Consider the following 19,993-nt stretch of genomic DNA (forward strand, 5'->3'; position numbering starts at 1 on the left):
GCGCAGTTTGTGCGCACCCCGTCCAAAGTAGAGGCAGGCGATGCCACGCATCACGGTCAATGATGTCTCCCTGAATGTCACGCTGCTCCCGCAAAGCGGGCGTGGCGAGAACGGGGTGCCGATGATCTTCGTGCATGGCCTCGCAGCGTCTCAAGCATTTTGGTACATGGCGGGCGCGCCTCTGCTGGCGCGTCTCGGTCCTGCGACGCTCTATGATTTGCGCGGGCACGGGAAAAGCGCAATGCCGGAGCACGGGTTTGGCGTTACGTCGATGACGCGTGATCTTTTGGGTCTCATGGATCAGCTCGAAATCCCGCAGGCCAATATCGTTGCGCACAGCTACGGTGGGATGATCGCGCTTCTTGCAGCTCTGCGACATCCGGAGCGCGTCAAAAGCCTCTTGCTTGCGGACGTCCGTGTGAGACCGCTCCAACAAACACTCGAATTTCCTGCGCGGAACGTGCCTCCGAAACTCGCGAAACGGCTCGCGGAGATTGGTATCAACCTCCAAGCGATTGAGCGGCAGGATGACGGGATCGATTACCTCAAAACGGTCGCGAATATTCAGCTGCATGCGGGTGAAGAAGCAGATGAATTGCTACGGGAACTCTATAGCCATCCGCAATTGTTCCGCACGCGCCGCAATGCGGAAAAGTGGATTGCGCTGACGGAACGTGCGTCGTTCATCGACGACATGCGCCATGGGACGAGTTTCAAAGCCGAGGATCTCACCGCCCTCAAGCAGCCGATCCTCGCAATCACAGGGGCTAATTCGACCACGGGGCCGTCTGCGCAAGCGCTCAAACGCTATTGTCCGCAGGCGATCGTGAAGGAATTGCCTGGCGTCGGTCATTTTTTCCCGATGTCTCACCCCAAGCTATTCCTGCGGCCTGCCGCACGTTTCCTGCGTGCGGTGAATAGCGGCCGTTTGTCCGCGGAACAGCTTGCGGAATGATCATCACCTGAGGGTTTCTTGATCAGTCTTTTATGACCCTGATACGTCGCCGGTCCGTGCGTGGCGCCCCTTCGTTTCTGAGAAGGTCGCGGGAGCGGTTGTCTTCGAGCAGGGTTCGGTTCGCCGCGATCAGATCGGCGAGCACACCAACCGCGAAAAAGATCATTGCCATCAACGCCCCGGCAAGCACAAGCGATTGAACGTGGCCCGCACCATCTCCATTTGCCACAAACCAGAGAAAGCGCGCGATGACGACAAGGGCGGGCAAGGCAGTGACACCGGCCAGCATCAAAAAGAACCGGAGCGGCGCATAGAGCACGAACACTCGCAGGATCGTGGCAATGGAGCGGCGGATGTAGCCGCCCATAGACCTGAAAAGCCGCGACGGACGCTCGACCTTGTTCACGCGCACCGGGACGGACGTCATCGGGATGCGCTTACGGCCTGCCTGAATGATGGTCTCTAACGTGTAGGTGTAAGTCGTCAGCACACAGAGCCGCGCCGCCGCCTCCCGCGAATAGGCGCGGAAACCGCTCGGGGCGTCGGGAATGTCAGAGCCGGATGCCCGACGAACCACCCAACTGCCCAAGCTTTGAAGTTGCTTCTTGAGAGGGGAGAAACTCTCGTTTTCCTTTATCGGACGCGCACCAACAACGATCTGCGCCTCGTTGTCGACAATGGGGCGCACGAGGGCGGGAATGTCATCCGCGCAGTATTGATTGTCTGCGTCGGTATTGACGATGACATCCGCACCGAGGCGGATCGCCTCCTCCAAACCTGCAGCAAAGGCGCGCGCGAGGCCCATGTTCGTGCCCATGCTGAGTACATGATCAACACCGGCGGTTCGGGCGATGTCGACGGTGTCGTCGGTGGAGCCGTCATCAATCAGCAAGACCTCGATCACTTCGAAACCCGGCATGGATTTCGGCAGTGCGGCCAGCGTTTCCGCGATGGTGCCTTCTTCGTTGAGGGCGGGTATCTGAATGATGAGTTTCATGGAGAGGTCTCGGTGTTCTTTTCGTGTTTTCGCTAGCAGCCAATCCAGACCAAACTATGACACATGCGCGCTCCGAGCATCAGTCATTTGTCCCCAAGATGCGACAAAGTCACAGTTTTCACGCCCTCTTTTGCGGAAAATCCCGTTTTTTTTCAAAGGCTTTTTCTGCATCGCGGCATTTCTCCTTGACCCTCGGGGGGTGGGTCCTATCCTTGTGATAGGGTCAATGTGACTGACCCGTTCGGCCGGGAAGGGGCATAAGTGCCTGATGTGCGAACCGCACGCCCGTGTGTCGACCCGCATGAGCGCGAGGGCTTTTTGCTCTCCTTGCCCCTTGTCACGCGAACCGTTTGGTCGGTGGGGCGCGCAGAACAAGAAGAACAGAATGAGACATAGAGCCCCCGAAAGGAGCTCCTGATATGAAGGATTCCGTCACGGATTCCAGGCCTCACCAGCCATCCATCCCCTATGGCCGCGTCGCTGTGATCGGCGCAGGTAGCTGGGGAACAGCGCTTGCCATGGTGCTCGCGCGGAATGGCCGCGCCGTAAATCTTTGGGCGCGCCGCCCTGACCTCGCCCAGCAAATCAATGAACAGTCTGAGAACGTAGATTACCTGCCTGGTATTCAAATGCCCCGCGGCCTAGTCGCGACTGCCGATCTGGCCGAAGCGCTCAGTGGTGTTGAGGCCGTCCTGATGGTCACGCCGTCGTCGACGCTCCGGACACTATGCCAAGCAATGCGCCCGCACATGCCAGCGAGCATTCCTGTCGCGCTCGCCTGTAAAGGTGTGGAGCGTCGGACGGGATATCTTTTGTCTGAAGTCGTTGGAGAGGAGCTGCCGGGCCATCCGGTCGGCGCAGTCTCTGGTCCGACCTTCGCACGCGAGACGGCTCTCGATCATCCGACCGCTGCAACCGTCGCGTTCCCGTTTAGCTATGCTGACCGCCTGAACCCGGAAACGAGCCCCGCAGTGCGGATGGCAATCTCGCTCTCCGGCGGCGGGTTTCGCGCCTATGTCTCTGACGATCTCGTCGGGGTCGAAGTCGGCGGAGCGGTCAAAAATGTGATCGCAATCGCCTGCGGGATGATGTCTGGCGCCGGGTTCGCGGAGAATACCCGCGCTGCGCTGATCACCCGCGGGACGGACGAGATGAAACAATTGGCTCAGACGCTCGGTGGCTCGCGTGAAACTGTGACCGGTCTTTCTGGTGCGGGCGATCTCACGCTGACTTGTAGCTCCACCACCTCTCGCAACATGTCGCTCGGCTATCAACTCGGTCAAGGCATCGACCGCCCCTCCTGTTTCGAGGGCCGTCCGGTCGTCGTCGAGGGCGAGGTTAACGCGGTCTCTGTCACCGACCTCGCGCACCGCATCGGTGTTCCCATGCCGATCTGCGAAACGGTCAACGCGGTCCTTCACAAGGGGGCGGACCTGCAAGAGGCGTTCACCGCCCTTTGGGCACGCCCGATTGAGGCGGAGCCCAACGCTCTCGACCTGTCCCTGCCGCATCCTGCCCCTGATCTGCCTCTGCAATTCGGAGAGATTTAAGAATGAATGTTCATACGACCGCGCGTCCGGTGATCTCCGCACGCCGCTTTACACTTGCGACCGATCTGGATGGCACCTTCCTCGGAGGCACCGCAGACGAGCGCAAATCGCTCTATGACTGGATCGAAGCCAATCGTGACACCGTGGGCCTCATCTTCGTCACCGGCCGCGATCCCGAATTCATCATGGAGATGTGCCGTGAGAAAGGGCTGCCGTGGCCGGAATACGTCGTCGGCGATGTTGGGACAACGATTGCCCATGTGACCGAACGTGGTCACGTGGAGCCTATCCCTGCACTAGAAGAAGATATTGCCGCGCTTTGGAACGATGCGGGCCCGCGTGTGCGTGACGCACTTGATGGGCACGCCGGACTGACGCTTCAGCCGACGAACTTCCGTTACCGCGTGAGTTATGATCTGACGCCGGCGTCCTATGACCCGAGCGCGGAGAAGCTCGTCGAAGAGATGGGGTTCGACTGGCTCATTTCCGACAACAAATATTTCGATGTCCTGCCGAAAGGCATCTCCAAAGGCCCGTCAATCAAACGTCTTGTCGACCATCTCGGTATTCCCGAGTCCCGCGTCCTCTGCGCGGGTGACACGATGAACGACCTGTCCATGCTGATCTCCGGCCTCAAGGCCGTCGCGGTTGGTAACTCTGAAACAGCCCTCACGCAGCGACTGCACGGCTACGAGCGCGTGTATCACGCCGAGGCCCACGGTGCCGCCGGCATCCTCGAAGCCATCGCTGCCTTTGACCTTCACGACATCCCGAAAGGAGTCTGATATGCCGTCCGATCTAGTTATTGTTTACCACCGCCAGCCTTACGAAGAGGTCGAGGTAGACGGAAAAATCGAATACCGCGAAAACAAGAGCCCGAACGGGATCGTCCCGACGCTCAAGAGCTTTTTTGGTCGCGTCGATAAGGGCGCGTGGATTGCGTGGAAGCAGGCAGATGACCCGTCCAACCCAGACTTTGAGCAGGTGATCGAGATCGAGGATCAGTATGGTGACTATACGGTCTCCCGTCTGCCGCTGACTGCTGAGCAGGTGACGAGCTTTTATCACGTCTCCTCGAAAGAAGCTTTCTGGCCGATCCTTCACGGGTTCAAGGAACGCTACAACTATGACCCTGTCGACTGGCCGACGTTCCGTGAAGTAAACTGGGCGTTTGCGGAGGCCGCAGCTGCCGAGGCGGCTGAGGGCGCTGTGGTGTGGGTGCATGACTACAACCTGTGGCTCGTGCCGGGCTATCTGCGCACCCTGCGTCCTGACCTGAAGATCAGCTTCTTCCACCATACTCCGTTCCCGAATGCGGACATTTTCAACGTGCTGCCGTGGCGCAAAGAGATTTTGGAGAGCTTGCTCGCCTGTGATGTCGTCGGCTTCCACATCCCGCGTTATGTGAACAACTTCGTGTCGGCGGCGCGCTCGCTTCTCGACGTGGAAACGCTTAAGCGTGAGAAGGTCAGCCCCGAGATGAGTGCTGAAACCTCCGCACTCTCTGAGCAGTCCGTCGTGACCGAGCTCGGCTATGAAGGCCGGAAAATCCGTCTTCAGGCGAGCCCCGTCGGTGTCGATACCTCGTACATTGAAGAGGTCGTCGCACGTGACGAGACCGCTGAAAAAGTGGCGCGCATTAAGGAAGAGTTGGGTGACGCGAAACTCCTGCTCTCCGTAGGCCGCACCGACTATACCAAGGGTGGCATTGAGCAGTTGGAAAGCTTTGAACGCCTTCTGGAGACCCGTCCTGATCTGCGTGGCAAGGTGCGTCTCATGCATGTGTCCGTCGCGGCGAATGCGAACATGACGGCCTACGCCGAGATTCAGGAGCAACTCGAGTCTCTCGCGGGCAAGATCAACGGTCGCTACGGGACGTTTGAGTGGCAGCCGATTGCCCTCATTTCGCGCCCGATCCCGTTCGAGACCCTTGTGGCCTACTATCGCGCGGCGGATGTCGCGTGGCTTACGCCGCTCGCGGATGGCATGAACCTCGTATGTAAGGAATTCTGCGCTGCGCGTGATGATGATGACGGTGTGCTGGTGCTGTCCGAATTTGCTGGCGCGGCGGTGGAATTGGCGGCGGCCGTTCCGACGAATCCGTTCTCGCACAAATCCATGGATGGTGCGATCCAGTTCGCCTTGGACCTTCCTGTTGAGGAACGCCGCGGCCGTATGAAGGCCAACCGTGCGATGGTTGCGAAACAGGACATCCGTTTCTGGGCAGAAGATCAGATGCGCGCCTTTGGTGACACCGTCATCGCGGTGGATTTCGCCGCAGAGTAATGCCTCAAAATCGGTACGAATAAGAGAAAGCCGCAGCATGGTCGCTGCGGCTTTCTCAATTTTTAAGCGACGCTGCCCAGATGGCTGAGGATCGTCTTATGCCAGAGTTGCGCGCCGCGATGATGCTGTGCGGCAGGATCCGTGATGTTGAAGTCCCTGTATTCGCGGGCAAGTTTTTGCGCCATCCAGTCACGGAGAAACGCCTCCTTTGCTGGCGTTTTCAGAAATGCTGCTAGCGCTGTATTTGGCTGTTTCCGGTTCCTAGGCAGCTCGCTATTTGCCTGATCGCGCGCCCAGTCGTACAACGCTTGGTCGAGGGTCAGATAACCGTCAGGGATCACCAGAGGGGTCTCGGACGGTGCGGTCGTATTCTCACGGAGAACCGGCGCGTGTACGCCGCTAAGCTCGAGGAGGTGCGGTGCGGTCTCGGCAAAGTTTTCTGTGAAGCCAACGAAATCGAAAACGCGAAGGACATTCTGGGCGCGGTCTAACAAGCCGCCCGTTCCCGCAAATGTCGGAAAGCGGTCCACGATAAACTGGCAAATCGGGTTCTTCGGGGTTTTCTCGACCCAAACGTGCCATGGATCGATGGATTGCCCGAGGTTGGCTTTGTGCCGGCTGAGAAAGCGATAGTTGCTTTTCAGGCGTTCCTCGGGATCGCGCAGATAGGTGAAGAGGAAGGGCTGCTCGACATATTTGAGCATCTCCTCGTGAACGAAATGCCCCCAGATGAACCGAAGCGCGGCGACGTTTCTAATTTCGAAAAACTCGGGCCGCCCTTGGGCAAAGTTCTTGTGGAACGAGGTGTTCTGATAGAGCTGCGTCGGCGGTAGGCCCCTTTCGGCCATGCGCAGCAGGCTCGATCCCGCACATTTCGGGATGTGGAGGCCAACAAGGGTCGGCGATCTAGTGCCCGCTGCAGTCTCTTCGATGGTAGCATGTTTCATTGGTCGCCCTCTTTGGATTGCCCCATCGTCTGCTGCCAGTGAACGAAGCTGCGCACGGCGGGCGTGTCGTCCTCTGCGCGAGAAACGCCGGGGAATTGTAGCTCGGCCCGGTCGCCGGAATTTGCGAAAGATCCTCGCCGCGCAGAACCGCTTCAATAGCGTTAACGTGGATGTCCGTCTCCCAGCGCAGCGTGCGCATTTTCGCGATCTCGATCGACTTTTCTCTCCTTGCGGCGCATTCGTCCGGATTGCGCAGAAGATGATCGAAGGCCGCAGCGAGTGAGGCGGGGGACTGATACGCCAGTAGCGCAGAGCCATCGGAATAGTCGAAGAGGTTGTTGTAACGGTAGACGTCGACGGGGATGCAGCCTGCGGCCATCATCTCGAACGGAATGCGTGACGGGTTCGTCAGGCTGATGCAAAGGCCGATCGGAGAACTGTTGTATAGGCCGTTCAGATGCGCGAGATCGTCAACGAGGCCGAGATGTTCAAACTCAAAGGGCAGATCAGGCCGCGGCGCCGACCCGTAGGTGACGATTTCGAGATCTGGATGAATCAGCTTAACACGGCGCAGCGCCTCAAGCGCGAGTTCCGGCATCCGGCGCGGTTTGTCAGGTTGATAAAGAACCGCAATCCGCTTGCGTTTCTCGATGTCATCGAAGGGGCGGTAGATCGTTGTGTCGACCCCAAGGCCCGCGCCGATGGCGGGGCTGCCGAAACGGGTTTGGATCAGGTGGGGCAACCAGTGGCCGACGCACAGGTGCTGGAGGCCTTGCGCGAACGAATTTTCACCGCGCACGAAGCCATCCGACAGCATGTTGAACTCTGCTTCGTTGTCTTGCACGAGGTAGAATTTTTGCACATCGTCGCCATAGAGCGCGGCAACGGTCGAGGCGCTGTGCATGATTGTGGCAATGGCCACGTCCGGTGAGATTGGCGTCTGCCATGTGTCGTGTGTCGTGATGCCAGTGCCCGCGAGTTCTTGTTCGAGATATCCGTATTGCTCACCGCGCCCCTCGGAAAGCACATGCACGTTGTGGCCTGCGTGGGTCAATGCCTTCGCGAGATTGTAGATCGTCCGATGCCCGCCTGAGCCCCAGATCGGATGGGGGGCGTAAATCGCAATCTCCGCTGCCGTGCTTCGCAGATGCGATGGAATGGCTGGGGCTCGGTCCGGTCGCGCGAGGGAAAGACGCTGCGCGGGTGGCAGCTCTTCGAACGCGGTCTCGAACTCTTTTGAGGCGAGCGATGCATTTACCCAGCGCCGCTTCGCGAAATGTTCTGCGCTGGCGGCGTGGATCGCGTAGTCAGGGCTGTCGCTTGCGAAGGAGAGAGCCGTCTCCTCTCCCATATGGTCGGCGCTTCCTGTGCCAAATGTCTCATTGTGTTCGAGCGTGACAAATGCGTCGGCAACGCGCTGGTCGGGTGCCTTCATATAGGCGCGGGCAATCATATTCGCGAGATGGCGCAGGTCCTCTGACACAAGGCCATGACGACCGACATAGGCGAGGACGTCCTTTGCCGTGGCGAGGATTTCCCGCTGAAGCGGCAGAACTTGCTCCGTTATACAGCGCTCTTCACCTTCGATCACCTCGCGTAATGGCTCGCCGTCGTGATAGCCGATGACGGACCCGCCAAGCGCGTTCGAGATGAATTCGAGCGCTGCGAATTCCGAGATCGGGCGTTGATCCCCACGGTTTTCATCGAAGAGATAGCCGCACTTCGTTGTTCGTGTGGCTTGCGGGTTGAGGAACTCTTCGAGCCCGAGATAGCAGCCGTGCAGCGTCCCGTTGGTGACGCGCGCGAGGTTGTCCTGAATGGTCCCGCGCCACCCGATGTCAACGATCATGCGGGAGAGGTTTTCCTTCGGCGCAAAGCCGATTTCGGTGAGGTATTGCAAGAGCGCGTCACGCTGCGCCCATAGGCATTCACGCCCCGCGTCTCTGACCTCCGGATCTGCGAGGAAGGATAGGACGCGCGGGTCCTTCCATGGGAACTCAATAGGTGTTTCGAGATCGAGATCGTGACGCAAGGCTGCGGCTTTCCAGCTCTCCACCGGGATGTTCAACGTCACAGCAAGGGCTGCGAGAGACTGCGTTGAGTATTGGCTCCACAGCCGCATCAGATGTTCGGGGCTGAGGTCTGCGAGGGAGGCGGCGAAGCTTGCGCGACGACTGGTGTAGAGCATGTCCGCCTTTGGATAGGCGCCGGTATCGTAGACATCCTGAGACACCGCCTCCTCAAAGAGGGTCTTAAAGAATGCCCCTTCACGGGAGAAGAAATAGACTGTGTCTTGTCCCGTTCGATAGGCTTCTTCGATGATTTGGAGAGCGAAGCCGACGAAGAGAATGGTAAGCGCCTGCGCTGGGCACGTAGCGCCATTGGGATCGAAACCGGTGATTTTTGAAAGGTTTGCTGCGTGTTCCGTGAAGTCGCCGTTGAGGTGGCGGTGGTAGGCCTTTCCCGATGCGGTGTTCCGGCGCTCCTCAAAGGGTGAGGCATAAAGCTCCGCGGAGAAACCATGCCGCTGGGCATTTTCGACGTCGGTGCCGAACCGGTCGCCGATATGGAGAATGTCGCGCGGTTCATCAGGTTCGCGTGATGCTGCAACGTCGTAGAGACCGCCCTGTCGCTTCGTCTCCATATGGTCGCAGGAGACGTAGAACGCGTCGAAGGGGGAAACACCGTTCGAGTCGAGCAGCGTCCGAAGTGCATCTGCGCCGAGATAGAAATCTGAAATCGCGATCTTTCGCCCCTCGAAGCCGCTGAGGAGGGCCGTGACCGTGGGGTCGGGAGAGGTGGTGCGTGTTTCAATGGTGAGTTCGGCTTGCGCAACGCTGCGAAGGGCGTCCGGGTCTGTGATCCGAAGGTAGGAGAGCCAGAGAGCGGACATCTCTTCGAACTGGAACTCAAATACGGCGTCTGACGCCTTTGCCTCCGCGACGCGGCGCATTTGTAGAACATCGATAGGGTGAAGCGCACTCAAATGTGGATACGCGTGTCGTTGCGTGAGCCAAAGTGCACGGGCGGCGCGGAGTTTGGTCTCATCCGGATAGCAATCACGCCTGAGAACCGTGTCCCAGATGTCGCAAGAAAGTGTGCCGCCCTTTGCCTGTTGCGCGACATGCCGGACGAATGCGTCGTCGATTTCCGGCGTGCCAAAGGTCTCCGTGGTATCAGGAATGTCGAAAGGCGTCAGATCGTTCTGGCCGCGATAGGAATAGGTCTTGTCGACATCAAAGCCATTGCGTGCCTTTACGGCTCCCCAGTCATCCACGGGCAGAAGCGCGGATAGAGGGATATTTGCGAAGCTTCCCGATGTGGGGTCGAGATCATCTGGCCGGTGGATCGGAAGTTCTTTGATGGCGCCCGTTGCGATGAGATGGCGTTCGAGGTGAGTGAGGGTGTCGGATTGGGACGGACTTTCGCGTTCTGCACGCGCCAGATCGAACCACGCGTTCGGACGGATGCCAGCCCGTTCTCCATAGAGGAGATAGTGCAGGCAGATGTCGATTGTCGTCACCGATGCCGTCGGAAACTGCGCATTGTAGACCTTCGGGACGACATGGGCGCGGACAAGATGTGCCCGCACAAGCAACTCCCACGGCGGCAAGAGCCAGGTCTGAGATGGATGAGGGCTACGCCCTTCCATAAACCCGAATTCGAGATAGTGGAGCAACGGCACAATTCCGGCCTCGCGCACATCTTCGTTTGTGGTGAGGTAATGTTCGGCATCAAACTTGTCAGTCAAACCGAAATCGGCGGCATGGCCGAAGGCGAAATAGTGCATCACAGGGTCGATGTCTGACTGCAGCGAGGCCTCCTGTTGACTTAGGTAGGCGGAACGATCTACCGCGCCGATGCAGCGCGAACGGAGAAGTCGTCCCGTCTCGGTCAAACGGGCAGAAGGATCAAAACCCTCGCTCGGGCGTCGACCTTCGAACTGGCCATAGACGAGGTAGTGGGCGAGGGGGCTTACATCTCCGATGTCTGGATTGTTGGCACGGTAAAAACGCGTGTCGAAGAACGGGGATGGAGATAGGCCAGCGCGCCAGCCCTTGGAGGTATAATGCGCTGCTGCTGCGTCGAAACTCGCGGGCGGGCGACCTTTGACTTGGGCGCGGTAAAACTCGAAATCGAAGACATCCGAGAGTTTCAGGGCGGGTTTGAACAAGTGTGAACCGCCGGGAGCGATCTGTGCCGACGTGTTTTTTTCGGCTCGACCTGCCGCTGTTTCGCAGGTGCGAAGGGCTTTCCCTGACGCGATGGGATCAATCTTGGATTGTAGAATGTTCTTGTGAGAATGATGCACTGGGCCGCCGTCACGTTTAAGGGTTGGAACAGGAAGAACGCGGTTTCTGGCTATCGGTTTAAGGTAAATAATCCTCTAATGCCTGATCTGGCGCTTTGAGTGTGATCGGCCCCACGCAAGTTTAAATCGCGCTTTCCCCAACAGAAACGCGCCTCTTGGCGTGTCGTTTTCTTCGCCAAATGCATCCATGGGTTGCGCGGTATTTGCGTGCGCAGCAATCCGGCGCTGCTGCCGTTTACGGTAAATCAATGACATAAACCCGATTCCGCGCGATAATCGTCCCCATCATAGGAGGGGGAAATGCATGATCGTGCTTTATCCGTAAAAGGCCTGTCTCTTTCATTGTGCGCGGGGTTGGCGTTTTTTCAATTGCCGATGACGCCTGCGTGGGCACAGTCCACTGATTCACCTCAGGCAGTGTCTTCGACTGCTGAAATGCCGAATGACGCGCTCCGAAGTGAAGGGCTGACTTTGCTCTATGGTCTTGAGGGGCGGGAGATTGATGTCGCGAGGGGGCTCGCTCTCCTGAAGCAGGCCGCAGATAGGGGGGATGCCGAGGCTCAGAGGGAACTGGGCTCAGCACTCCTTTGGGGGCGGGTCGCCGCCGCTGATCCGGTTCAGGCGCGGGCTTGGCTCGAGAAAGCGATTGAGGGCGGAGATGCCTCCGCACAGCGCATTCTGGGGGAACAGTTGGTCGCCGGATGGGCGCTGCCACGGGAAACTGAGACCGGACTTGCCTTGCTTGAAGCAGGTGTCGAGGCTGAGAATGTCGGCGCTATGACGTCGCTCTCGACGCTGTATCTCTACGGAACGGGCGTGCCGCGCAATGTCAATCGCGCTTTGGATCTCGCCGAACTGGCGGCAGAGGCGGGGGACGGAACCGCTCTGTGGAAAGTCGGTGAAATGTGGATGTGGAGCGAACGCGGTGCAACCACGGCCGAGGCGATGTTAAACCGTGCGGGCGAACTTGGTGAGGCGCGCGCCTACGCAACGCTCGCAGAGGGGGCAATGTATGGCTACCTTGGCGGCGGAAAAGTTTCTCGCGCGAAATACAAAGGATATGCCGAGAAAGCCCGCGAGGCGGGTAACACCCGCGTTGCTGTGCTTGATGCCAACCGTCAGATGTGGGGCATCAATATGCGCGCGAGCGGACCTGCGACGCTCGCAGGGCTCAGAGCCGCTGCCGAGAATGGTAATGGCGATGCTGCACAGTTCCTCATTCGCCTGCTACGAGACGGGAACAGGCTCAATGTCCGGCGGAACGTGTCTGGCGCCGAAGAAGCGCTCGAAGAGTTCGCGCCGCTCCTTGACGAAATCGAGTATTGGCAGCTTGAGCGCACGATTCAGGCGCGGCGCGCCTATACGCCCTCTGGCTACAAAAAGCTTGCGGAAGCTGTGAATGCGTATCCCGCCCGCATGTCAAGCGCGTTTGCGCAAGACCTCTATAAGGCGAACCCGAATGCAATGATTTACCTGTTGCAGATGAAACTCTCGGAAGAAGGGTTCTTTGCGGCAAATCCGAACGGCTACGCGGACAAACGCACGATCCGCGCGCTTAACAAGGCGTGCCCGAGCTTGCCTGACAATCCGGCCTGTGACGATAGCGTCATGCGCCCGGACATTCTCGGAGCGCTTCTGGCAAGGAGCTAAAATATGCAGGCAAAAGAATTGGGGCGCCCGTTGCCTTCTGACGGACGTTCCGACCGTGTGCTGTGGACGGGTGCGCTTGCGGGGCTCGCGTTGTTCGTCCTGAGATTGATTGCACTGCGTCCGGATATGGATGGGCTTCGTGCCAGCCTTGTTGGACAACTATTTTTACAGGGTATCTGGCAGGATTGGTTGATCTTGTTGCTCCTCACCTACGGCGTCCTCACGTTTCTACGCGGGGCTGCGCGACCGGTTGCGCGTCGGATGCTCACTGGCATGTATGTCGTTTCTCTCTCCGTGATCTTGTTATGGGGGGCGGTGAACATTACCGCGCTTCGGATGCTTGGCGCGCCCGTGACGGCGGATTGGGTCGCCTATTCCGATGTGGCGCATACAGATGTGATATTCGATAGCCTTCCACACGTTCTGTCCATGAGCGGGGTTCTGATGACCCTTTCGCTGCTCGTGGTGGTCTTTGGTGGCGCGCGCGTGTTGGCGCGGGAGCGGTTCCCGGGGGCAGGGCCTCTTTTGGGCGTCTATGGTGTGAGTGTCGTGCTTGGTCTCGCCTTGATCTCGACGCCCGTGGCCGGTAGCGCGGAGCGACGAGTGAACCCGCTTGTCGCGTTTGCGCGGTCCTTTTCGCAGTCCGCAACGCCGGATGCGCTCATTCTTTTGCAGAATGTCGGTGATGTGACGCAGGCGTTTGAAAGGGTGTCGGGTGCGCCAAGGCCCTCCGAACCAGCCATTCCGATCCGCAATGTGGTCTTCTTCGCGTATGAATCGACGCCCGCGCGGCAGACGCAGGGGTGGGAGGGAGCCTATCCTGTGACACCGAACCTCGCGGCTGCGCTCGATCACGGGATCGCTTTTGATCGCGCCTATGCCCATGTGCCGGCCTCGAACTATTTCCTCGTATCTGCCTTTGCGGGCATCGTGCCGGAGCTTTCGAGCGTCTCTATGACGGAAACGCACACGGCGGATAATCTCCCTAACCTGCCGTCTGTGTTGGGCGCGGCTGGTATGCGGACCGCGTGGTTCAATTCAGCGGACAACCGGTTCCAGAATACCGGAGGGTTCCTAACCGCGATTGGCTTCGATCATGTCGTCGACTATCGCGATTGGACCTGTGAGGAGGGTGTCTTCGAGGTCACGAACGTCACCGACCGGTTCCGCAATACGTCGTCTGATCTGTGCACAGCGGATCAAATGAAGATGTGGCTGGACGATGATCCCGACGCGCCCTTCTTTCTCGCCTTCCGGACAGGCATGACCCACTATCCTTATTTCCCGGGGCAGGAACCGCAGACCTACGTTGAGGACGAGACCTACAACCGGTATCTCAACGCGCTCCGCGTCGGAGATGAGGCCTTTGGGGAACTCATGGCGCATCTTGAGGCACGTGGCCTGCTCGAAGAAACCCTGATCGTTGTCATGGGAGATCACGGCGAAGCGTTCGGAGAGCATGGAACCTATGTGCACGCGGCGTCGATCTATGAGGAAAACGTGCATGTGCCGATGGCCTTCATCAATCCCCAACTGTTTTCAGGATCGCGCAGCGATGTGATTGTCTCCATCTCGGACGCAGCCGCCACGATCACCGATCTCCTCGGGATCGAAACCCCGCCTCAGTGGGAAGGCCAGTCGGTGTTTGCAGAGACGCGACCGCATGGCGCGATCTTCTTTGCGCCGTGGAACGGGTTCCAGATCGGGTTCACAGACGGGGACCGCAAGTTCATCATCAACGCGAATTCGGGAGAGGCGGAGCTCTACGACCTCGCGACTGACCCGTATGAGAAGACCGATATTGCCTTGTCTGATCCAGGTGCGCTCGCCGATGCGCAGCGGGTGATGGCGGCTGCGGTTTCAGTGCACAAGGCGCGGATGGCAGCCATCCTGTCCGGCGAGCTTCCCACCCTGCCTAAGACCCGCGCGACGGAGATCGTTTTGACCGTCTCGGGAACCGCGTTCGGTGAGGCGCCGAAAGGGTGGGTGTTCCTGGATGGTGAAGATATCGGCGGGTTCGAGGTCGCATCCGCTCCCGATACGAGCAACCAAAGCGCGACACGCGATGAGATCAACGCCGCCTTCATGGACATCCGTCTGCCGGTTATTCTCGATCCCTGCTCAAGGGAATTGGAGATTTATTTCACGAACGACAAATGGGCTGGCGAGGGGCTGACGGGCGATATCGACCTGCTTCTGCGACGTGTCATGGTCGATGGCGTGAGCTATACCTCCGGACGCTTTACTGAGCTTAGTGGGGGAGGCGGAGGGATCGACGGCACAGACTACAGATTCTATCGCAAGGGGGGAATCACCATCGGTCTTGAGCTCTCACCAGCCTGCCTGACGACTGTTTTGGCGGTCGACTCGCCTTAGACGTGTTGCGATAGGTCAGTGAAGTTGTTGATTTGTTTGGGTATAATTAAGTGTGGAATAAAAGTGGAGGAAATGTGTTAATATTGTGTCTTGGGCGCTGAGGGGCGTCCGAAAGGGGGGAGAATGTTTGGTAAGAAAACATTCACGCTCAGATTTGACCAAGGTGATTCTAACGTGCGCCACACTGTTCTCGTGGCAGGGGGCGCTGGGTTCATAGGGTCCAATCTGATACGTGTACTATTGGAAGAAGGGGACCGGGTCATTTGCCTGGATGATTTGTCGACTGGGCGACACGGAAACATTTCGGATTTGATTGCGCATCCGCGGTTCAGGTTCATCCTGCACGACATTGTTGAGCCTTTCACGCTCTCGATGCCCGTAGATCAAATCTACAATCTGGCCTGTCCGGCCTCACCGCCGAAGTATCAATATGATCCGTTGCAGACGTTCAAAACGTCCGTAATCGGCGCGTTGAATCTTTTGGAACTGGCGCGTGAGAAACGCGCGCGCATCCTTCAAAGCTCTACGTCCGAGGTCTATGGCGATCCTGATCATAGCCCGCAGGAGGAAAGTTATCGCGGCAATGTTGCCACGATCGGTCCGCGGGCCTGCTATGACGAAGGCAAGCGGGCAGCCGAAACGCTCTTTTACGAGATGCATCAAGTGCATGGAGTGGATGTGCGGATTGCACGCATCTTCAACACCTACGGTCCGTGGATGGATCCGAGCGACGGTCGTGTCGTGTCGAATTTCGTCGTTCAGGCGCTGTGTGAAGATCCGCTGACGGTCTACGGTGACGGGACGCAGACGCGCTCGTTCTGCTACGTCTCGGATATGGTCGCAGGGCTAATGGCCTTGATGAACGCACCGGAGGTGCTCGGCACGATCTCTGACCCTGTGAATCTCGGGAATGCGGACGAGTTTACTATGCTCGAACTCGCTGAGCTTGTTCTGGAGAAAACCGGATCGCGGTCTCCGCTGGTGCACAAACCACTGCCGAAACATGACCCATTGCAGCGCCGGCCAGATTTGACGCGGGCGCAGAACCTTCTCGGCTGGCGTCCCAAGGTCTCGTTGAGCGAAGGGCTTTCTATGACAATTGATTACTTCGCGGGAGAGCTGGTTGCCAGCCAGGAACGGAGGCGCGTAGAGGAGGGAGGCCGACTATGAGCTTACCCAGAGCCGTGTTGGTGACTGGAGGTGCCGGTTACATCGGTTCGCATTTTTGTAAAGCGCTCGCGGAGGCGGGGAGCATTCCCGTCTCCTTCGACAATCTTTCCAGGGGGCATGCCGATGCCGTCAAATGGGGTCCGCTCGTCGTTGGCGATTTGCGGGATCCCGGACTTCTTTTGGAACGCACATTGACCGAACACCGGATTGAGGCCGTCGTTCATTTTGCGGCGCTTGCCTATGTCGGGGAAAGCGTCGAGCGCCCTGAGCTTTACTATGACAACAATCTCGGATCGATGATCGGTCTGCTCACGGCCATGAAACGCGTCGGCGTGCGCCATATGGTCTTTTCATCGAGTTGCGCCACCTATGGCGTGCCGGACCATCAGCCGATCACGGAAGACATGCCCCAGCGGCCAATCAATCCGTATGGGCGGACAAAGCTGATCTGCGAATGGATGCTTCAGGACGCACATGCGGCCTGGGGTCTCGACTATGCAGCGCTCAGGTATTTCAACGCGGCTGGTGCAGACCCGAGTGGCGAACTCGGTGAACGGCATGAGCCTGAAACGCATTTGATACCGATCGCTCTGAGAGCGGCCTCTGGGGCTGGGGCCGCTCTCAACATCTTCGGCACGGATTATCCGACGCCGGATGGGACATGTATCCGTGATTACATCCACGTGAGTGATCTCGCGCGGGCACATGTTCTGGCGCTAGAGCATCTGTATTCCGGCGAAGGGTCGATGGCGCTTAATCTCGGGACGGGACGCGGCGCATCCATACGTGAGGTGCTGCAGACTATTGAACGGGTCACGGGGCGGCCCGTGCCGGTAATCGAGGCGCCGAGACGGGCGGGCGATCCTGCGGAGTTGACGGCTGACCCGCAGCGCGCGGCGGAGATTTTGGGATTCCGCACGGCATACGACCTGAATCAGATCGTCGCCGATGCGGCGCCTTGGTTTGAACGTGATAGAACGGATTTGTCTGCATGAAGAGACGCCATCCAGCTCTTGAACCTCGTCCGATGCTCGCGCCAGTGTTCTCGCGGGGGCGTGCGATCTGGTATCGGGTTTGGGTTGCTGTCTGGCTCGTGTCGGCCGGATGGTTCTGGGTCTGGTGGTTGGAGCCTTCAAATGTCATCGGACCTTGGCGATATTGGATCGTCACCGTAGGGATCGCGTTTGTTTGGGCGATGCTCGCCTATTTCATTGTCGTGTTCCTGCAGGCTGTGCGGTCCGTTGCGCCTGATCCGGAGCCGGGTCAGTGGCGCGTTGCGATGATTACCACCAAGACGCCGAATGAACCCTTCGCGGTTGTGCGCAAGACGCTCGAAGCGATGCTGGCGCAAGACTATCCGCATGACACGTGGCTCGCTGACGAACAGCCTTCGGAAGAAACGCTTGCGTGGTGCGAGGCGCATGGCGTGAAGGTGTCGAGCCGTTTTGGTATCGAAGAGTATCATCGCGAGACCTGGCCGCGCCGAACACGGTGCAAGGAGGGCAACCTCACCTACTTCTACGATACCTTCGGCTATGAGGCCTACGATATCGTGAGCCAACTCGATGCGGATCATGTCCCGCAGGAGGGCTATCTGAAAGAGATGCTACGGCCCTTTGCAGATCCGCAGGTCGGCTATGTCAGTGCGCCGTCCGTATGCGCCGCGAATGCGAAAGAAAGCTGGGCTGCCCGCACGCGCCTCTATAAGGAAGCCGGTTTCCACGGCGTCTTTCAGGCCGGTTATACCGCCATCCTCGCGCCGATGTGCATCGGATCGCATTATGCCGTGCGGACCGAAGCGCTCAAACAGGCCGGTGGGCTCGGCCCCGAGTTGGCAGAGGACCATTCAACGTCGATGCTGATCTCGGCGGCCGGATGGCGCGGTGTGCACGCCATAGATGCTGATGCGATTGGCGATGGGCCTGCGACGCTGCCGGATCTCGTGACGCAGGAATTCCAGTGGTCGCGGTCTCTGATGAGTCTGCTTCTCACCTACACGCCGAAATACCTGATGAAACTGCCTCTGCGACTGAAGTTTCTCTTCGTCTTGTGCCAGAGTTGGTACCTGATGTTCGCTTTGTCGATGTTGATGATGTACCTGCTCCCGATCATCGCGGTTACATTCGATATCCGTTTTGCAGATGTCACCTATCCGGGCTTCATCGGCCATGTTGTGCCTCCGACTGTCATTATTTTGTACATCTACGCGAATGCACGCAACGACGGCCTCTTCCGGCCGCGTGATGCCAAGGTGATTGCGTGGGAAAAAGCCTTGTTCGAACTGGTCCAGTGGCCTTGGGTGCTCTGGGGCTGCCTCATGGCAGTCTATGACCGGATCACAGGTCGTTTCGTGGATTTCCGGATTACGCCAAAAGGCGAGGCCACGTCTGTGTCCCTGCCTGTCCGCGTGGTCGGAGTGTATCTGCTATTGGCTGTTGGCGCGATTGCGCCTGTGGTTTTCGTCTCGCAGACAGTCGAAGCGAAGGGGTTCTACCTTCTCTCGATCGTTAATGCGGTATTTTACATTATTCTCGTTGCGGTGATCCTCGTCCGCCACGTGAAGGAAGCGCATCTGAAGGGTCTCAGGCTCTCTCACCCCGTGCAATACGCGGCATACGGGCTGAGTTTGACGCTCGTCATGGCATTTTCTGCGCTTGGTGTTACACTACGAGGTGCGGAGAGCCTGCGATATCTTGCGATCGGGGTCGCGCCGATCCAACTGACACGAGTCGAGTATGTCGTATCGGGCGCAGGCATGGGCCAGCGGGGCGACGTTCATATTCGCTTCTCACCGAATGTGTCCGACTGGTTCTCAAACCAAAGGGAGGGGAACTATGATGATCTCATTTCGAAATAGCTTGATAGCAATGGGGACCGCTGTTGGTCTCGCAGGGGCGGCTTTTGCCGGACCGGTCGACGTGCCGCCCGGTGATATCCCGTTCGGGGTCTATGATCCTGACGGCGATTTCATGGCGAAGAACCCGGTCGTTGTCGAACACCTGTTCCTGCCATGGGAGGACGTCTTCCTGCCATCGCTAAACGACGCGGACGAGTATGCACGCGAACGCAATCGTGCGCTTCTGGTGACGTTGGAGCCATGGACGTGGTCGCGTGACGAACGCAACACGGCTCAGTATCTGCGGCGCGGAATTGAGCGCGGTGAATATGATCCGAACATGACAGCCGTGTGCCAGGTGCTTGGGACTCTGAAGAGCCCGGTCACACTCCGGTTCGCGCATGAGATGGATGACGAATCCGGTCAGTTCATCTGGTCTGGCTGGAATCCGGATACCTATATCTCGGCCTATCGTCATATGATTGATCTGTGCCGCGAAAGCGCGCCGAACATCACCGTGATGTGGTCGCCACTCGGAAACGAAGACATGGGCGACTACTACCCAGGCGATGACTATGCCGATCTGATCGGTCTCACGGTCTTCGGGCTGCAGACATGGGATCAGGCAAAGTACGGCGGTGACCGGACTTTCGACGACATCTTTGCACCTCGCTACGAGCGCGCTGCCATTTATGGCAAGCCGGTCGTTGTCGCCGAACTGGGATATGTCGGGAAAGAAGACTACGTGGAGATGTGGAAGCAGAGCGTCCGCGCCGAGAAAACCCAGTATCCGAATCTCGTTGGTGTGTTCTATTTCAACCAGCGAGAAGTCTATCCGTGGCCCGAAAATTTCGGCGCTCCGGATTGGAGGATCAAAAACCAAGTGCTTAATTGATAGGCATTGGCAAGGTTTC

The 19,993-nt window shown here is 58.4% G+C and carries 13 protein-coding genes; 10 read left to right on the plus strand and 3 right to left on the minus strand.

Features of this window, described 5'->3' with window-relative positions:
• The first annotated feature begins 40 nt into the window (after positions 1-40).
• Positions 41-955, plus strand: coding sequence for an alpha/beta fold hydrolase (locus tag LA304_RS16460; RefSeq protein WP_224504275.1), 915 nt, complete (start codon positions 41-43; stop codon positions 953-955).
• Between the two features lie 22 nt (positions 956-977).
• Here the strand turns inward: LA304_RS16460 and LA304_RS16465 are convergent, their stop codons facing one another.
• A complete protein-coding gene (locus LA304_RS16465) occupies positions 978-1,952 on the minus strand; it encodes a glycosyltransferase family 2 protein (protein ID WP_224504276.1) in 975 nt (324 codons plus the stop codon).
• Positions 1,953-2,434: 482 nt separating this feature from the next.
• Between LA304_RS16465 and LA304_RS16470 the strand changes: the two genes are divergently transcribed.
• Genes LA304_RS16470 through ggpS form a run of 3 tightly spaced genes read left to right on the plus strand, consistent with a single transcriptional unit; the run spans position 2,435 to position 5,788 of the window.
• The gene (locus tag LA304_RS16470; RefSeq protein WP_318010704.1) at positions 2,435-3,502 is read left to right on the plus strand and encodes an NAD(P)H-dependent glycerol-3-phosphate dehydrogenase; all 1,068 of its coding nucleotides are present in this window, start codon (positions 2,435-2,437) and stop codon (positions 3,500-3,502) included.
• Between the two features lie 2 nt (positions 3,503-3,504).
• Positions 3,505-4,287 carry an HAD-IIB family hydrolase gene (locus LA304_RS16475; protein WP_224504278.1) on the plus strand — a complete coding sequence of 261 codons (783 nt, stop codon included), beginning with the start codon at positions 3,505-3,507 and terminating at the stop codon, positions 4,285-4,287.
• A 1-nt stretch (position 4,288) separates the two neighbouring features.
• The gene (ggpS, locus tag LA304_RS16480; protein ID WP_224504279.1) at positions 4,289-5,788 is read left to right on the plus strand and encodes a glucosylglycerol-phosphate synthase; all 1,500 of its coding nucleotides are present in this window, start codon (positions 4,289-4,291) and stop codon (positions 5,786-5,788) included.
• Positions 5,789-5,850: 62 nt separating this feature from the next.
• Here the strand turns inward: ggpS and LA304_RS16485 are convergent, their stop codons facing one another.
• Together LA304_RS16485 and LA304_RS16490 are read right to left on the minus strand one after the other, a co-directional pair.
• Positions 5,851-6,735: a sulfotransferase family protein gene (locus LA304_RS16485; protein ID WP_224504280.1), complete on the minus strand. Its 885-nt coding sequence runs from the start codon at positions 6,733-6,735 to the stop codon at positions 5,851-5,853.
• Complete coding sequence (locus LA304_RS16490; protein ID WP_224504281.1) at positions 6,695-10,909, minus strand: rhamnosyltransferase WsaF family glycosyltransferase; 4,215 nt, start codon at positions 10,907-10,909, stop codon at positions 6,695-6,697. The genes LA304_RS16485 and LA304_RS16490 overlap by 41 nt, the downstream gene beginning before the upstream one ends.
• A gap of 555 nt (positions 10,910-11,464) precedes the next feature.
• Between LA304_RS16490 and LA304_RS16495 the strand changes: the two genes are divergently transcribed.
• The 6 genes from LA304_RS16495 to LA304_RS16520 all read left to right on the plus strand — a co-directional run bounded on the left by LA304_RS16495 (position 11,465) and on the right by LA304_RS16520 (position 19,974).
• Positions 11,465-12,697, plus strand: a complete 1,233-nt coding sequence (locus LA304_RS16495) for a tetratricopeptide repeat protein (RefSeq protein ID WP_224504282.1) — start codon at positions 11,465-11,467, stop codon at positions 12,695-12,697.
• A gap of 3 nt (positions 12,698-12,700) precedes the next feature.
• On the plus strand, positions 12,701-15,073 hold the full coding sequence (locus LA304_RS16500) for a sulfatase-like hydrolase/transferase (RefSeq protein ID WP_224504283.1): 2,373 nt from the start codon (positions 12,701-12,703) through the stop codon (positions 15,071-15,073).
• Positions 15,074-15,196: 123 nt separating this feature from the next.
• On the plus strand, positions 15,197-16,243 hold the full coding sequence (locus LA304_RS16505; RefSeq protein WP_224504284.1) for a UDP-glucuronic acid decarboxylase family protein: 1,047 nt from the start codon (positions 15,197-15,199) through the stop codon (positions 16,241-16,243).
• On the plus strand, positions 16,240-17,238 hold the full coding sequence (gene galE, locus LA304_RS16510) for a UDP-glucose 4-epimerase GalE (RefSeq protein WP_224504285.1): 999 nt from the start codon (positions 16,240-16,242) through the stop codon (positions 17,236-17,238). The genes LA304_RS16505 and galE overlap by 4 nt, the downstream gene beginning before the upstream one ends.
• Positions 17,235-19,100 (plus strand): glycosyltransferase, encoded by a 1,866-nt coding sequence (locus LA304_RS16515; protein ID WP_224504286.1) that lies wholly within the window; start codon positions 17,235-17,237, stop codon positions 19,098-19,100. Before galE ends, LA304_RS16515 begins: the two co-directional genes overlap by 4 nt.
• Complete coding sequence (locus LA304_RS16520; RefSeq protein WP_224504287.1) at positions 19,078-19,974, plus strand: glycoside hydrolase family 26 protein; 897 nt, start codon at positions 19,078-19,080, stop codon at positions 19,972-19,974. Before LA304_RS16515 ends, LA304_RS16520 begins: the two co-directional genes overlap by 23 nt.
• Positions 19,975-19,993: the final 19 nt, after the last annotated feature.

Source organism: Celeribacter litoreus, from assembly GCF_020165855.1.
Classification (GTDB): domain Bacteria; phylum Pseudomonadota; class Alphaproteobacteria; order Rhodobacterales; family Rhodobacteraceae; genus Celeribacter; species Celeribacter litoreus.

Coding starts and splice junctions, on each gene's coding strand:
- ggpS (WP_224504279.1), top strand. CDS start 4,289: ATGCCGTCCGATCTAGTTATTGTTTACCACCGCCAGCCTTACGAAGAG.
- LA304_RS16500 (WP_224504283.1), top strand. CDS start 12,701: ATGCAGGCAAAAGAATTGGGGCGCCCGTTGCCTTCTGACGGACGTTCC.
- galE (WP_224504285.1), top strand. CDS start 16,240: ATGAGCTTACCCAGAGCCGTGTTGGTGACTGGAGGTGCCGGTTACATC.
- LA304_RS16485 (WP_224504280.1), bottom strand. CDS start 6,735: ATGAAACATGCTACCATCGAAGAGACTGCAGCGGGCACTAGATCGCCG.
- LA304_RS16475 (WP_224504278.1), top strand. CDS start 3,505: ATGAATGTTCATACGACCGCGCGTCCGGTGATCTCCGCACGCCGCTTT.
- LA304_RS16465 (WP_224504276.1), bottom strand. CDS start 1,952: ATGAAACTCATCATTCAGATACCCGCCCTCAACGAAGAAGGCACCATC.
- LA304_RS16460 (WP_224504275.1), top strand. CDS start 41: ATGCCACGCATCACGGTCAATGATGTCTCCCTGAATGTCACGCTGCTC.
- LA304_RS16515 (WP_224504286.1), top strand. CDS start 17,235: ATGAAGAGACGCCATCCAGCTCTTGAACCTCGTCCGATGCTCGCGCCA.
- LA304_RS16505 (WP_224504284.1), top strand. CDS start 15,197: ATGTTTGGTAAGAAAACATTCACGCTCAGATTTGACCAAGGTGATTCT.
- LA304_RS16520 (WP_224504287.1), top strand. CDS start 19,078: ATGATGATCTCATTTCGAAATAGCTTGATAGCAATGGGGACCGCTGTT.